The 14388-nt window shown below is 69.8% G+C and carries 10 protein-coding genes; 6 read left to right on the top strand and 4 right to left on the bottom strand.

Features of this window, described 5'->3' with window-relative positions:
* Positions 1 to 96: 96 nt before the first annotated feature.
* Positions 97 to 1743: a glycoside hydrolase family 27 protein gene (locus tag IH54_RS0137335; RefSeq protein ID WP_052398309.1), complete on the bottom strand. Its 1647-nt coding sequence runs from the start codon at positions 1741 to 1743 to the stop codon at positions 97 to 99.
* A 328-nt stretch (positions 1744 to 2071) separates the two neighbouring features.
* Positions 2072 to 2851, bottom strand: a complete 780-nt coding sequence (locus IH54_RS0137330; RefSeq protein ID WP_199923528.1) for a FadR/GntR family transcriptional regulator — start codon at positions 2849 to 2851, stop codon at positions 2072 to 2074.
* A 284-nt stretch (positions 2852 to 3135) separates the two neighbouring features.
* On the opposite strand from IH54_RS0137330, the gene IH54_RS0137325 reads away from it, so the two are divergent.
* The 5 genes from IH54_RS0137325 (at position 3136) to IH54_RS0137305 (ending at position 9372) form a co-directional block, all read left to right on the top strand.
* Entirely contained in the window at positions 3136 to 4518 is a 1383-nt protein-coding gene (locus IH54_RS0137325; RefSeq protein WP_031525634.1) for an ABC transporter substrate-binding protein, read from the top strand.
* Positions 4519 to 4550: 32 nt separating this feature from the next.
* A complete protein-coding gene (locus IH54_RS0137320) occupies positions 4551 to 5429 on the top strand; it encodes a carbohydrate ABC transporter permease (protein WP_052398310.1) in 879 nt (292 codons plus the stop codon).
* Positions 5419 to 6372 (top strand): carbohydrate ABC transporter permease, encoded by a 954-nt coding sequence (locus IH54_RS0137315; protein WP_031525630.1) that lies wholly within the window; start codon positions 5419 to 5421, stop codon positions 6370 to 6372. Before IH54_RS0137320 ends, IH54_RS0137315 begins: the two co-directional genes overlap by 11 nt.
* 89 nt (positions 6373 to 6461) lie before the next feature.
* Entirely contained in the window at positions 6462 to 8393 is a 1932-nt protein-coding gene (locus IH54_RS0137310; protein ID WP_043183378.1) for a hypothetical protein, read from the top strand.
* Positions 8394 to 8469: 76 nt separating this feature from the next.
* Positions 8470 to 9372 (top strand): amidohydrolase family protein, encoded by a 903-nt coding sequence (locus IH54_RS0137305; protein WP_052398308.1) that lies wholly within the window; start codon positions 8470 to 8472, stop codon positions 9370 to 9372.
* A gap of 51 nt (positions 9373 to 9423) precedes the next feature.
* On the opposite strand, the gene IH54_RS0137300 is transcribed toward IH54_RS0137305, so the two are convergent.
* Both IH54_RS0137300 and IH54_RS0137295 read right to left on the bottom strand, forming a co-directional pair.
* The gene (locus tag IH54_RS0137300) at positions 9424 to 10959 is read right to left on the bottom strand and encodes an arabinofuranosidase catalytic domain-containing protein (RefSeq protein ID WP_052398307.1); all 1536 of its coding nucleotides are present in this window, start codon (positions 10957 to 10959) and stop codon (positions 9424 to 9426) included.
* Between the two features lie 98 nt (positions 10960 to 11057).
* Positions 11058 to 12173: an SGNH/GDSL hydrolase family protein gene (locus tag IH54_RS0137295; RefSeq protein WP_031525622.1), complete on the bottom strand. Its 1116-nt coding sequence runs from the start codon at positions 12171 to 12173 to the stop codon at positions 11058 to 11060.
* 691 nt (positions 12174 to 12864) lie between these two features.
* Here IH54_RS0137295 and IH54_RS0137290 point away from each other — a divergent pair.
* The coding region (locus tag IH54_RS0137290) for an arabinofuranosidase catalytic domain-containing protein (protein ID WP_078862810.1) at positions 12865 to 14388 on the top strand (1524 nt) is incomplete at its 3' end.

The raw sequence follows: 14388 nt of genomic DNA, 5'->3' as shown, positions 1-14388 counted from the left end.
AGCAACCAGAAGTGGAGCTGACCACGCAGCAGTAGTGCTACCGCTCCCCCGGTCCCTTCGTGGACCGGGGGAGCGGTCATCCGCCCGGCCTGGTGCTTATCCCAGGGTCCATTGCTGGTTGCTGCCGCCGTTGCAGGTCCACAGTTCGGCGAGCGCCCCGTTGGCGGTGGAGGCTCCGGTGACGTCAAGGCACAGGCCGGACTGGGTGCCGGTGACGGTGCCGTTGGAGTTGACGCTCCACTGCTGGTTGGCACCGCCGTTGCAGGACCAGATCTCCACCTTGGTACCCGGGGAGGTCTGGTTGTTGTAGGCGTCCAGGCACATCTGCGAACTGCCCGAGTACACCGCCAGCTGGCCCGACGACGTACGCGTCCAGCTCTGGTTGGCACCGCCGCTGCAGTCCCAGATCTGCACCTGCGTTCCCGCGGTGGTCGAGGAGTTCGGCACGTCCAGGCACTTGCCCGCACCCACCGCGTGCAGCGCACCGCCACCGGCCGGCGGCGGCGTGGTGGTCGAACTGCCGCCCGCGACCCGGTACATCACCGTGCCGTGCGCCGGCACCGAAGCACTGATGGCGCCCGCGGTGGTGGACGTCGCACCTGACCACAGGTCGGTCAAGGTGTAGCTGGAGGCGCCGGATTTGCCGACCGCGGCAGCCGTGGTGCTGATCGTCGCGGTCGATCCGCTCTCGTTGAACAGCGCCACCGACACGTCACCGTTGGACAGCGGTTTGGCCATCACGTCCAGGCCGCCCGCGGAGGACACCATGGTGCCCTGCTTGCCCAGAGAGTCCTGGTCCACCGCGATGACCCGGGAGTTGGTGTAGATGGACAGGGTGGAGGAGCTTGCGGAGGCTATGTTGGTGCCCGCGATCAGGGGCGCCGCCATTTCCGACCACAGGCTGAACTCGGTGCGGGCCTCGGTGTCGGTCAGGGACCCGTTGCCGACCTCCAGCATGTCGGGATCGTTCCAGTGCCCGGGACCGGCGTAGGCGGCCAGACCCACATTGCTGTGGAAGATCGACAGCATGCTGGAGTAGCTGGCGTTGATGTCACCGGTGGTGCGCCAGCTGTTGCCGACTCCGGCGCCCCAGGTCCACACGTTCTCCTGGCCCCAGTTGCACAGGCTGTACAGGATCGGACGGCCGGTCGCCGCGAGCGCGTCCCGCATCGTGGTGTACCGCGTCTGCCCCGGCACACCGTTGTTGTTGCAGTTGTCGTACTTCAGGTAGTCGACACCCCACGAGGCGAAGCTCGCCGCGTCGGTCGTCTCGTGTCCCAGGCTCCCGGGGTACCCGGCACACGTCGCGGTGCCGGCGTCCTCGTAGATTCCCAGCTTCAGGCCCAGCGAGTGCACGTAGTCCGCCGTGCCCTTGATGCCGTCGGGGAATTTCGACGGGTCCGGCACCAGCCGGCCCGACGAGTCCCGGGTGTGGGTCATCCAGCAGTCGTCGATGTTGACGTAGTTGTAGCCGGCGGCCTGCATGCCGTTGTTGTGCATGGCCAGCGCCGTGGACTTGATGAGCGACTCCGAGACGTTGCACCCGTAGGCGTTCCAGTCGTTGAACCCCATCTGCGGGGTCGGCGCCAACCCGTTGCCCAACGCGGCAGCAGGCTGGGCTGCGCCGGGGGCGGCCAGCGAGGCACCTGCGGCGAGCAGCAGAGCCGAGCTTGTTAGCGCTAACAATCTACCGAGTCGCGACCGCGCGAGGCGCCGCCCGACGTTCGTACGTCCGTTGACCATGGTGTGTCGACCTCCTGGGCCGAGTCGTGGGGGGAGAGGTGCCTGCCACCGGCCCCCGCCCGCACAGGACGAGGTCGGCTGGCGACCACGTAACCGTGGTGGGTCGGGAAACCTGGCCAGAGCGGCACCGGCGGGCGCGTTGTCGGCCCCCCGTTGTGTGGAATAGGTAACTCCTGTGCGTTCAGGGCGTCAAGAGGTGTGGAAATATGTCTCTCTTGAGGGAAGCAATCCACGCGGCGGAACGTCCGGCTCACCGGTGGGCGTCCTGGGACAGGCTCCGAAGCGAGGGCCGAGGACCTGCGGTCCGCGGCCGCGCGGCAACCGCGGTTCAGCCGAACACGCGGCGCTGGATCTCGCGGCGGTAGTCCTCCAGCGTCTTGTCCAGGTGAACGGTGGCCGCCTGTGCCGCGGCCTCCGCGTCGCCGTCCTTGATCGCGCGGTAGATCGCGGTGTGCTCGGCCACCGCCTCCTCGGCATGGCCGCCTACCGTGCCGTGCAACCCGATGGTGCTGGACTGGCGTTGCAGACGCCGGGCCTCCCGGACAGCGTCCACCAGGAACGGATTCTGCGAGGCCTTGGCGATGCTGAGGTGGAACTCGTCGTCCCCGCGGTCGAACAGCTCGTGCCGGCCGGTCAGATGGCCTTCCCGGCACATCTCGGCGGCCTCTTCGATCGCGCGCAGGTCCGACGGCGTCGCACGTGTGGCGGCCAGCCGGCTTGCCGCGGCCTCCTGCACGCGGCGGAACTCGAACAGGCGGTAGACGTGGTCGAGGTCGGTGGGCAGGAAGAAGCTCCCCCACAGCGACGAGCCCAGCATGCCCTCGTCGTTCGCCACGAACAGGCCGCGGCCCTTCTGCGCGCGGATCCGTCCGATGGCCGAGAGGATCTTGACGGCCTCACGTACCACCGTCCTGCTGGTTCCCAGACGCGAGGCGAGCTGGTTCTCCGTCGGCATCCGGTCGCCGGGCTGCAGCCCCAGCTCGGCGATGAGCCGCAGGATCTCCTCGGCCACACGTTCGTAGCCGGGTCGGTAGGCCACGGTTTCCTGCGCGTCGGCGGGCGCCGGTGCGGAGCCGCCGGTCGCCGCGAGTACCTGGTTGCCGTCCAACAGCCCGCCCCCTTCGTCTCCCGTCGTCGGCCGCGCGGTACGCGACCGGTCCGACGTGTACGCCGCAGCATACAGCGGTGCTCGTTTCGACGATATGTGTACTACTTATCTCCCCCGGCCACGCATCGCCATAACCCCCAGAACCGGTCAAACGGCGCAGTTTGTCACCATCCCCACGAGAAGATCTTGGAAATAACCATGCTCATCCTGTTGACTCGCCCCCCGGTTGGCGCTTGTTATGTGTGATCAAACGCGACGCACCCCACGACGTAGTGGAGTTGTTCATGACAGCCAAGGTCCGCGCGGTCGGCGCGCGCACACCTGACGGAACCCGCGGAAACCGCGGACGCGCAGGCCTGCCGGCCCTGGTGGCCGGCACCCTGCTGCTGGCCACGGTCGCCGCCTGCGGCGGAGGCAGCAGCGGCAACGGCTCCCAGGGCGGCTTCAAGCCCGTCAAACAGACGGGCGGCGCCCTGACCGTGTGGGTGGATGCCTCGCGTATGGACGCCGCCAAGCTCTACAAGAAGCAGCACCCGGACGTGAAGATGAACGTCGTCAGCTACGACGGCGACGCGAACGGCTCCAATTACCTGCGCACCAAGGTCAGCCTGTTCAACCGCACCCGCAAGGGCTGGCCCGACGTGGTGTTCAGCTCGCAGAACAACGAGACCACCTGGGCGGTCGACGCCGGATTCACCGCCCCGCTCGACAAGGGCCTGATACCGAAGGCGACGCTCGCCGGCTGGGCCAAGGGCGCCAACGCCCCCTGTACGGTCAACGGCACGCTGTACTGCCTGCGCAACGACCTCGCCCAGACCGTGCTGTGGTACAACGCCCCGCTGATGAAGCAGTGGGGATACCAGGTCCCGCAGACCTGGGAGCAGTACCAGGCCCTCGGGGAGAAGGTGGCCACCGAGCACCCCGGCTACCTGGTCGGCTCGGCCGGCGACACCTGGGCGCCCGAGCTGTACATGTGGCCGAGCAAGTGCGGCGCCAACCAGATCACCGGGCCCAAGGCGGTGACGGTGAACACCGGCAGCGCGAACTGCAAGCGCATGGCGTCGCTGCTCGACACCCTCGTCAAGAACAAGACGATGTCCATGAGCAGCGTGTTCAGCTCGGACTTCGACAAGAACCAGGCCGGCAAGATCCTCATGATGCCCGGCCCCTCCTGGTTCGGCGGCGCCCTGTTCCAGGGTTCGTTCAAGACCCCGGCACACCAGATCGCCGTCGCGCCGATGCCCAGGTGGTCCGCCGACAGCGCGAGCACGTCGGGCAACGTCGGCGGCGGGACCTGGCTGCTGTCCGCGCACAGCACCAACCTCAAGGCCGCCGCGGACTTCCTGACCTGGGTGACCACCTCCGACGACTACCAGGCCCAGCTCGCGCCCGGTTACCCGGCCTACTCCGCCGCCGCGAAGGACTGGCTGGCCAAGCAGGCCTCCTCCGACTACTTCAGCGGGGACATCTCCGCGCCGCTGCAGGCCGCGGCGGAGGAGGTCTGGCCGGGCTGGGGCTACGGGCAGTTCAGCCAGGAGGCCGTCTGGGCGGCCACGGTGACCCCGCAGCTGACGGCGGGCAAGTCCATCGTGTCCCTGCTGCCGGCCTGGCAGACAGCGGTCGCCAACTACGCGCGCGCCGCCGGCTACAAGGTCACCACCCAGTGACCGCACGGACCGACGAGGCCGGCCGGGCACCGGTGCGCGGCTCGCGCGCACTGTGGCCCGGCCGGGCCGGGCACGGCTTCGTCGCCGCCTACACGGTCCTGCTGATCGCCTTCGGAGTGATACCGACCGGCTACGCGGTCTACTTCGCCTTCACCGACGGCGGCGGAACCTTCAGCGGCCTGTCCAACTTCTCCACCGCCTTCGACGACTTCCGCTTCACACCTGCCGTCGAGCACGTCGCGCTCTACCTCGTCTGGTGGCTGGTGTCGCTCGTCGTGTTCGTCGTCGGACTGGCGCTGCTGCTGCACCGGCTGACGCTGACCGGCGCAGGCCGGACACTGCGGTTCCTGTACTACGTGCCCGGTGCCCTCGCAGGAGCGGCCGGTGTGATGGTGTGGCTGTTCGTCCTGGACCCCACGGTCAGCCCGGTCAGCTTCCTGCTGCGGGCCTTCGGCTACCACACCTTCGGCGAGGTCATCGCCCCCGGGCACCTGCCGATCCTCTTCACCCTCATCGCCTTCTGGACGGGGGCCGGCGGCTGGATCGTGGTGATGTACGGGGCGCTGAACAACATCTCGCAGGACGTCCTGGAAGCGGCGCGGATCGACGGCGCGGGGGCCTGGCAGACCGCCTGGCGGATCCAGATCCCCCTGCTGCGCAAGTGGATCGTCTACATGGTCATCCTCGCCTTCGCGGGCGGCACCCAGCTGTTCGTCGAACCGCAGCTGCTGTCCCAGGCGAGTGTCGGCGTGGCCGGCCGGGACTACTCCCTCAACCAGCTCGCGTACGACTTCGCGTTCCAGAACAACGACGTCAACACCGCGGCCGCCGTGTCGGTGGAGCTGCTGGTGGTCGGGCTGGCCGTGGCAGGGGTCTTCGTGGCCAGATCGGGGTTCTTCGATGCGGACTGACATCCGGCGACCGGCGGTCGCCACACCCTCCGGCAGCGGGTCGGTGCCCGGACGGGCCGATCGGGCGCGGGCCGGCCGCTCAGTGCGCGGGCGTCTCAACCCGCTCCCGGCCCTGGTGCTCCTGCTGTTCGCGGTCTTCTTCGTGCTGCCGGTGCTCTGGCTGCTGCTGGCGGCCACCAAGACCGACGACCAGCTGGTGCACGACAATCCGCTGTCGTTCGGCTCCTTCCACGCGCTGCACGCGAACTGGACGGCCCTGACCGGCTACCAGGACGACGCGATCTTCATGTGGCTGCGGAACTCGGCTGTCTACTCCTTCCTCGCCCTGGTGATCACCTTGTGCGTGGCGGTGCCGGCCGGCTACGCGCTGGCGATGACGGAGTTCCGGGGCCGGCGCACGCTGCTCGTCGCCACCCTCGTGGTGATGCTGATGCCGAACGCCACGCTGGTCGTGCCGCTGTTCCTCGAAGTCAACGCGGTCCACCTGATCGGCTCCATGTGGTCGATCATCCTGCCGTACGCCTTCTACCCGTTCGGGGTGTACCTGGCCTACATCTACTTCAGCACCGCCCTGCCCGGGGAGCTGCTGGACGCGGCACGGCTGGACGGCTGCTCGGAGTTCGGCGTCTTCCGCCGGGTGGCGCTCCCGCTCGCGGCGCCCGTGGTCGCCCTGGTGGGCTTCTTCAGCTTCGTCGCCAACTGGACCAACTACTACCTGCCGTACGTCATGCTGCCGCAGAGCGACCAGTTCCCGGTGCAGGTCGGGCTGGGGACCCTGCTCGACTCCGTCCCGCAGTTCAACCCGACGGCGAGCACGTTGCAGGTCGAACGCCCCGAACTGGCCCTGGCGACGCTGCTGGCGATCGTCCCCGTGCTGGTCGTCTTCCTGTTCTCCCAACGGTTCCTGGTCTCCGGCATGCTCGCAGGCGCGACCAAGAACTGACCCAGCCGGCCGTCCCGCACGACGCTCGGCACACCGGGCGGCGCCGTGCCGGGACGAGCCGTGCCCGAACGCGAATGGAGCTCCTGCCGATGCATCCCGTCATCACGGCCTCGGTGCCGCTGCTCGAACCACCGACCTGGGCGACGGCGCAGCGCGAGCTGTTCGACCTGCTCGACCGGGCCTGGCGGCGGTTCGCCCGCGACTTCACGGGTCCCGACGGACGGCTGCGCTACACCGGCGAGCTCACTTCCCGGGACGGCGTGGACGACTTCTACGAGGTCTTCTTCAACTGGCCCCAGCTCTACCTGCTCGGCGGGGCCGACGACCTGCTGGCCCAGAGCGAGCACCACTGGGAGGGCGTCACCCGCCAGCTGACCGAGCTGGGCATGCTCAAGGACGAGTACGAGCGCGGCTACGACTGGTTCCACCAGGGCGAGAGCCTGCTGCTGCTGTACTTCCTGTGCATGGCCGCCCCCGACCGGTGGGCCGAGCGGGCGCGGCGCTTCGCCGACCTGTACGTCGACCCCGGGCACGGCAACTACGATCCCGCCCTGCGCATCATCCGCCGGCCGCACAACGGCAGCGACCCCGGGCGGGACGGCCTGTCGGACGGCGACAGCTACCCGTGGCTGCCGGCGGAAGCGCGGATGTACGGCTTCCCGCTCGACTGGATCCTGCCGGCGGGCGCCGAGCAGCCTCCGCTCGACGCCGACCCGCGGCTCGGCACGGAGATGCGCCGCCGGATGGGCGACGGTGACACCGCGGCCAACCTCTCCGCCACGGGCCTCGTGCTGAACGCCTGGATACTCTCCGGCGAGCAGCGCTACGCCGACTGGATCACCGGCTACACGGGCGCCTGGCGGGAGCGCGCCGCCGCCAACGGGGGCATCCTGCCCGACAACGTCGCGCCGGACGGCACCGTCGGCGGGCTGCTCGACGGGCGGTGGTACGGCGGCCACTACGGCTGGTCCTGGCCGCACGGCTGGTACAGCGTGGGGCACGCGGCGATCGTCGCCGCCCTGGCGGGCGCCACGGTCAGCGGCGACGACTCGTACCTCGACCTGGTGCGGCCGGCCCTCGACGAGATCATCTCGCACGGCAAGGTGATGGCCTTCACCGAGTCCGACTCCAGCATCCGGTCCAAGTGGATCCCGCAGCTGGCGGAGGACGTGAGCACCCCGACCTTCCATGTGCCCTTCCGGTACGGCGACGAGGGCTGGTTCGACTACAACCCCATGCTGATGGCCGTCCCGACGGCGCTGTGGCACCACACCTCCTCGCACGCCGACCGGGCGCGCATCGACCGGCTGCGCGCTGCCGCCGGACACGACTGGCGTACGGTCCGCTCCTTCCGCAGCAAGGAGGAGGCCGGCCACGAGGAGCCCTGGCTGGCCTACCTGGCGGGCGACGACCCGGCCTATCCGGAGAAGATCCTGGCGGCAGCCCAGGCGCAGGTGCGGCACCGGCTGTCGCGTATGGAGAAGTACCGCGACCTGGATGTGCCGGAGGAGGACATCCACCTGTGGCAGCAGTCCAACCCGGTGGTCACCGAGGCGCTCGTCCAGCTGACCTGGGGCGGCCCCCAGGTGGTCTACAACGGCGGTCTGCAGCAGGCACGGGTGCGCTACCACGACGCCGCCGCCCGCCGTCCGGGGCTTCCCCCCGGGGTCGCGGCGCTGGTCTCGGCCATCGACCCGGACGCCACGGTCGTCGACCTGGTCAACCTCGATCCCGAAGCGGCGCGATCGGTGATCGTCCAGGCCGGCGCGTTCAGCGAGCACACCATCCGCTCGGTGGAGTACAGCGTCTGCGAGGACCCTTCCTGGATCGGTGACCTGTACGACTACGGGCACACCGCCCCGACGGTGACCACCGCGGCGGCGGCGGTCGGCGGACCCTGGCTGCAGGTGGATCTCCCCCGCTCCAGTACCGTCCGGCTCACCCTGCAGCTCGGCCTGCGCACCCGGACGCCCTCCTACCGCACACCTTTCGACGAGCAGACGCACCGGGGCGCGTCGTGACATGCCGGACGACGGGCACGTGCGGTCGCGGCAGAATGCAGCGGCGGCCTGACAAGCAGCGTTCCGAGGAGCGGACATGACCATGGAGCAACCGTCCGGTGGCGCCGCGGCGGAGCGTGCGCCGGTGCTCGACAGCCACGTCCACTTCTGGGACCCGCGGCATCTGGCCTATCCGTGGCTCGCCGACGTTCCCGCCCTCGACCGGGGCTTCTCCCCCTCCGGCTTCCTCGGCGACGTGCCCGAGCCGGTGGAAGCGGTCTTCGTCGAGGCCGGGCGGCACCCCGACCGCGCCGCCGAGGAGATCCGGTGGGTGCGCGGCCTGGCGCGTACCCGGCCGTGGATCCGCGGCGCCGTCGCGCACGTGAGCCTGGACGACCCCGCCGGAGCGCCGGAGGCCGTACGCCGTTTCGCCGCCGACCCGTTCGTCGTCGGCGTCCGCCACAACGTCCAGGACGAGGAGCCGGGCTTCACCGGCGGTTCCGACTTCCGCGCCGGCGTGGCGCTTCTGGGCCAGGCGGGACTGCCGTTCGACGCGTGCGTGCGACAGGGGCAGCTCGGCGAACTCGCCGAGCTTGCCGCCGCGTGCCCGCAGACCCTGGTGGTCCTGGACCACCTCGGCAAGCCGTCCGTGCCCGACCCCGATCCCGCGTGGCGGCCGGCCCTGCGCCGGCTCGCGCGGAGGGACAACGTCGTCTGCAAGCTGTCCGGGCTCGCCACCGAGGCGGCTCCCGGCACCGGTGCGACCGCCCTGGTCGCCGTGCTCCGCGAGGTGCTGGAGGTGTTCGGCCCCGACCGGTGCCTGTACGGCGGTGACTGGCCGGTGATGACCCTCGCCACCGCGTACGGGCCCTGGCTGGATCTGGTCCGTGAGGCGATCGACGATCTGCCGGCGGCCGATGCCGACGCGGTGATGCGCGCCAATGCGGTCCGGACCTACCGGTTGCAGGACCGGGGAGCCGCGCCCGGGCCTCGTGGGTGAGAGCCGCCCCCGGCCGTCGCAACCGGGGGCGGCTCCCAGACTCGCGTCACGTCAGCTGCGGGCCCACTTCTGGTTGGTGGCCCCGGTGCACGTCCACAGCTGCACGAGCGTGCCGTTGGCGGTGCCGTAGGCGCTCGCGTCCAGGCAGAGGCCCGTCTGGACGTTGGTGATGCTGCCGTCCGAGTTGACGTTCCACTTCTGGTTGTTCTGGCCGTTGCAGTCCCAGATGATCGCCTTGGTGCCGTTGGCCGTTCCGCTGCCCTCGTCGTCCAGGCACTTGGTGCCGTAGACCTGCAGTTCCTTGGCGGCGGTGAGGGTCCACTGCTGGTTCGAACCGCCGTTGCAGTCCCACAGCTCGGTCTGCGTGCCGTTGGTCTGGCTGAGGTTGGGTACGTCGAGGCAGCGCCCGGAGGCGTTGCCTCGCACCACGCCGTTCGTGCCCCCGCCGGAGGAGGAGCCGCCGTAGCCGGCGGCGGCGATGCTGGCCTGAACCGCGTTCTCCGTGGCGTCCGTGGGGAAGCCGGCGGTGATGGCGCCCTCGAAGAACTCGCCCTGACCGGAGACGCTGTTGTCGCCGCCGGTACCCAGCAGCAGGGAGCTGTCGGTCTTCATCGGCGAGTAGCCGTTCGGCAACCCGCCCGAGTAGGTCGTGGTGAGTCCTCCGGAGGCGGCGTTGCCGTATTTCAGTGTGAAGTTGCTGGTTCCGTTGTTCTTCTCCCAGGCGCTCACGAACGGGAAGTGCACGCCCTGGTTGTTGGCGTCGTGGTTGGACCCGCTCCCGGTGTGGAACATGCCGTTCTCCAGGTCGGCCTCCACCCAGGGGCCGGTGCCCGTGCAGCCGCCGAACCAGCAGGCGTTGCCCCAGTAGATCGAGTTCATGGTGGCGTTGCCCGTGTCGGTGTGCGTGTTCTCGCCGCTGCCGTAGTCGAAGCAGCACCACTGGTTGGTGAAGTTGGACGAGGTCACCATGTAGATGCCCTCGGGCTGGGAGCCGGTGGGAGCGCCGTTGGCGTGGTCGATCCGGTATCCCACGCCCTGGTTGACCTTGACCCCGAAGACCGGGTGGCCGCCCGCGGTGACGGGCAGTGCCGCCGCGTCGGCGCCCACGTCCGCCCCGTTCGCGCCCGGTCCCTTCCAGTAGCCGCCCCAGGAGATGGGCAGGTCGTTGTGGCGGGAGGTCTGGTCGTAGATCTTGCTGATGATGCACGACGTACCCGCGCAGAAGGACGTCTGGGCCGAGGCGTCGGCGTACCCGCCCGCGGTCAGCAGGCCCACGTCGTGGTACGTGTGGTCGGAAGCGCGCTGGACCTGGTACAGCGGCCCGTTGTAGGCGGCGAACAGCGCGCGGGTCGTGGAGTGCGCCCCGATGCACGGTGTGCCGCCGTCGGCGTAGATGTCGCAGGGCAGGGACGAGACCGCGGCGGCGGCCGCCGGCCGGGCCGCGCTGTCGGACGCCCCGGCGCCCGAACCGCTCGCGGCGGCCCGGCCGCCGAAGACGGCTGTGGCCATCGCCAGGGCGAGCAGGAGGATGAGCAGGGGTCTTGCCCGCCACAAGCCGGTGGGCGGGGAAGATGCGGAGCTGTGCATCGGCTCTCCTTCGAGTGTGGAATGGTGCTCCCGCGGTGTCGGGCCCGTGTTCCGCGCCCGACGACGGGATACCGGCCCGGCGTTTTCGTCGGCGTGGCTCAGCCGGGGACCAGGGCGGTCCACTCCTGGTTCGCCTGTCCGTTGCAGTCCCACAGCTGAAGCTGCGTGCCGTCGGTCGTGGAGGCGGCGGGGTCGTCCAGGCAGCGGCCGGACACCGGGTTGCGGTAGGACCCGTTCACCGCCTGCCAGACCTGGTTGGCGCCCCCGTTGCAGGTCCAGATCTCGATCTTCGTCCCGTTCGCCGTGCCGCGCCCGGTGGCGTCCAGGCACTTCCCGACCGCGCGGAGGGTGCCGTCGGCGTAGGCGGTCCAGTTCTGGGCGGCGGCGTTGTTGCAGCCGTAGATCTGCACCGGGGTGCCGTCGGTGCTGCTGCCGTTCCTGACGTCGAGGCACTTCCCCGCGATGCCGGAGCGGACGGGCCCCGACGCGGAACCGGAGCCTGAGCCGCCCAGCCAGCCTGCGCTGTCGGCCGCCTGGACGCCCTGCCGGAAGGCTGCGGCCATCTTCTGGTACCCGTTGTCGTTCGGGTGCAGGTAGTCGGAGAGGTCCGCGGTCGTCACCGCGCTCATGTCGACGTACCCGACGTGCTTGCCCGCGGCCTGCTCGCTCTGCACGATGCCGGGGATGGCCTGGTTGTACGCGCCGCGGTACCGCTCCTCGGTGGAGCTGGTGGAAACGACGAGCGAGGCCACCAGCACGGTCGCGGACGGGACGTCGCGGGTGATCTGGTCGACGAGCGACTGCAACCGGGCAGTGGCCGTCGAGACCTGGTAGTTGCCGTTCAGGTCGTTGGTACCGATCTCCAGGGTGACCACGTTGGGCTGGTACCGGGACAGGGCCGCGTCGGTGAGAGCGGCCACCTGGTCGATGCGGTAGCCGGAGTGCCCCTCGTTGTCGGGGTCCGGCATCGTTCCGCCGCGAAGCGACCCGACGAAGTCCAGAGGATGGCCGTCGGCGGCGAGCCCGTCGTACAGCGCGGCACGGTAGCCGTTGCCCGTGCTGCTCCCGACACCCCAGGTGATCGAGTCACCCAGCGGCATGAGGCGCAGGGGTGTCGTGGACGCCGCGGCGGCAACCGGTGCCGCCGATGCCGTGCCCGGTAGACAGAGCGCCGCGGCCAGGGCGAGCAGAAGGGCGGTGAAAGGTCTTCTCATCAGGTTTCCTCGTCTGGTCCTGCACAAGGCTCGTGGGCCGATGTGAGCGCTCACAACCCTTGAAGTGGGGGGACTGCATGGAGACGAGTTGCATACCCACTGCCAGAATTCCGCAACAGGGGGGACGAGATGAGACTGACATATACCGGGGACGGAACTCAAGGGTGCTGCACGAGACCACCCGCGACCTGACGGCCCGTCCGGCCTGCAGCCCCACGGGACCCGCGTCAACACACTGTGACTCCCGGCGAAACCTGCAGGTCACATCGCTTCCGTGGAGTATTCCGTCAGCGATCACCGGCCGAGGCGACCCCCATCCGCCTCCTCACCGCACCCGGCCGGCACGGACGGGACGGAGTTCGCCGGTCGCGCGGCAGGCCACCGCGTCGCCCGATGTATACGACAGCACGCACGGGCTCCGGCACACCGGACCGAGCGGGCGAAGGGCTTGACACCACCTGTCCCGTGCAGCACGCTGCCGTCGTTCCGACGACACATGCTGTCCCGAAAAACGGACGTGTCACCGGGTAGCGTGTTAGCGCTCACATACCTCGGGGGCACGCTCCGCCCTTGGCTGCCCCCACCTGCCGGGAGACCTGCGTGAACGTCAGACCCGTCGCTCTCCTCGTGCCGGCCAGGCGGCCCCGTTCCGTGCGCGGTCCCACGAGACCACGCCCAGGAGGGAGACCCGATGGACGACAGACTGACACGGGGCGGCTCGCCGTCCCGGCACGGCGGGATCCGCCGCATCTGGAGATCGGCCCTGCGCCGGGACAGGCCCGAGGCCGGGACCGACCCGGCCCCCGCACCTGCGCGCCGGCGCAGGACTCTTCCGGCCACGACGGCGGCGGCGGTCCTGCTCGTTGCCGGCAGCCTGGCCGGGGGCGCGGTGGGAGCCGGTACGGCACAGGCCGCCGCCTCGGGGCCCTGTGACATCTACGCGTCCGGCGGCACCCCGTGCGTAGCGGCGCACAGTACGACGCGGGCGCTGTACTCGACGTACAACGGGCCGCTGTACCAGGTCCGGCGTGCCTCGGACAACGCGACCAAGGACATCGGGCTGCTGAGCGCCGGTGGTTACGCGGACGCCGCCGCACAGGACTCCTTCTGCGCCGGCACGAGCTGTCTGATCACCGTGATCTACGACCAGTCGGGCCGCAACAACAACCTGACCCAGGCCCCCGGCGGCGGCGCGGCCGGTGGCCCCGACAACCTCGCCAACGCGACCGCCGCCCCCACCACGGTCGGCGGCCACAAGGCCTACGGCGTCTACGTCGCCCCCGGCACCGGCTACCGCAACAACCACACCAACGGGATCGCGACCGGCGACGATCCCGAAGGCATGTACGCCATCTTCGACGGCACCCACTACAACGGCGGCTGCTGCTTCGACTACGGCAACGCCGAGACCGACAGCAACGACGACGGCAACGGCACCATGGAGGCCATCTACTTCGGCAACATCAAGGTCTGGGGCTACGGCGCCGGCAACGGCCCCTGGATCATGGCCGACCTGGAGAACGGCCTCTTCTCCGGCGTCAACCAGCACCTCAACTCCGGCGACCCGACGATCAACTACCGGTACACCACCGCCATCATCAAGGGCACCCACAACCAGTGGGCGATCCGCGGCGGCAACGCGCAGTCCGGCAGCCTGTCGACCTTCTACAGCGGGGTACGCCCCAACGTCTCGGGCTACAACCCGATGCGCAAGCAGGGCGCCATCATCCTGGGCACCGGCGGCGACAACAGCAAGGGGGCCCAAGGCACCTTCTACGAGGGCGTCATGACCTCCGGCTACCCCTCGGACGCCACCGAGAACGCCGTCCAGGCCAACATCACCTCGGTCGGATACGCCAACTCCACCGGGTCCGGTACGACCGGTGCGCTGCACGCGGTGGGTGCGGGCAAGTGCCTGGACGTGCCGAACTCCTCGACCACCGCGGGAACGCAGGTGCAGATCTGGGACTGCAACGGGCAGGCCAACCAGAGCTGGACGCGTACGTCGTCCGGTCAGCTGGCGGTGTACTCCGGCGGTTCGCAGATGTGTCTGGACGCCTACAACAACCAGACCTCCCCGGGCACCAAGGTGGAGATCTGGTCCTGCAACGGCGGTGCCAACCAGCAGTGGAGCGTCAACTCCAACGGCACCGTCACCGGCACCCAGTCCGGCCTGTGCCTGGACGTCACCGGAGCCTCCACCGCCAACGGCGCA

Origin of the sequence: Streptomyces sp. NRRL F-5123 (assembly GCF_000721495.1) — a bacterium.
Lineage (GTDB): Bacteria > Actinomycetota > Actinomycetes > Streptomycetales > Streptomycetaceae > Actinacidiphila.
This window is presented reverse-complemented; position numbering and strand designations above follow the sequence as displayed.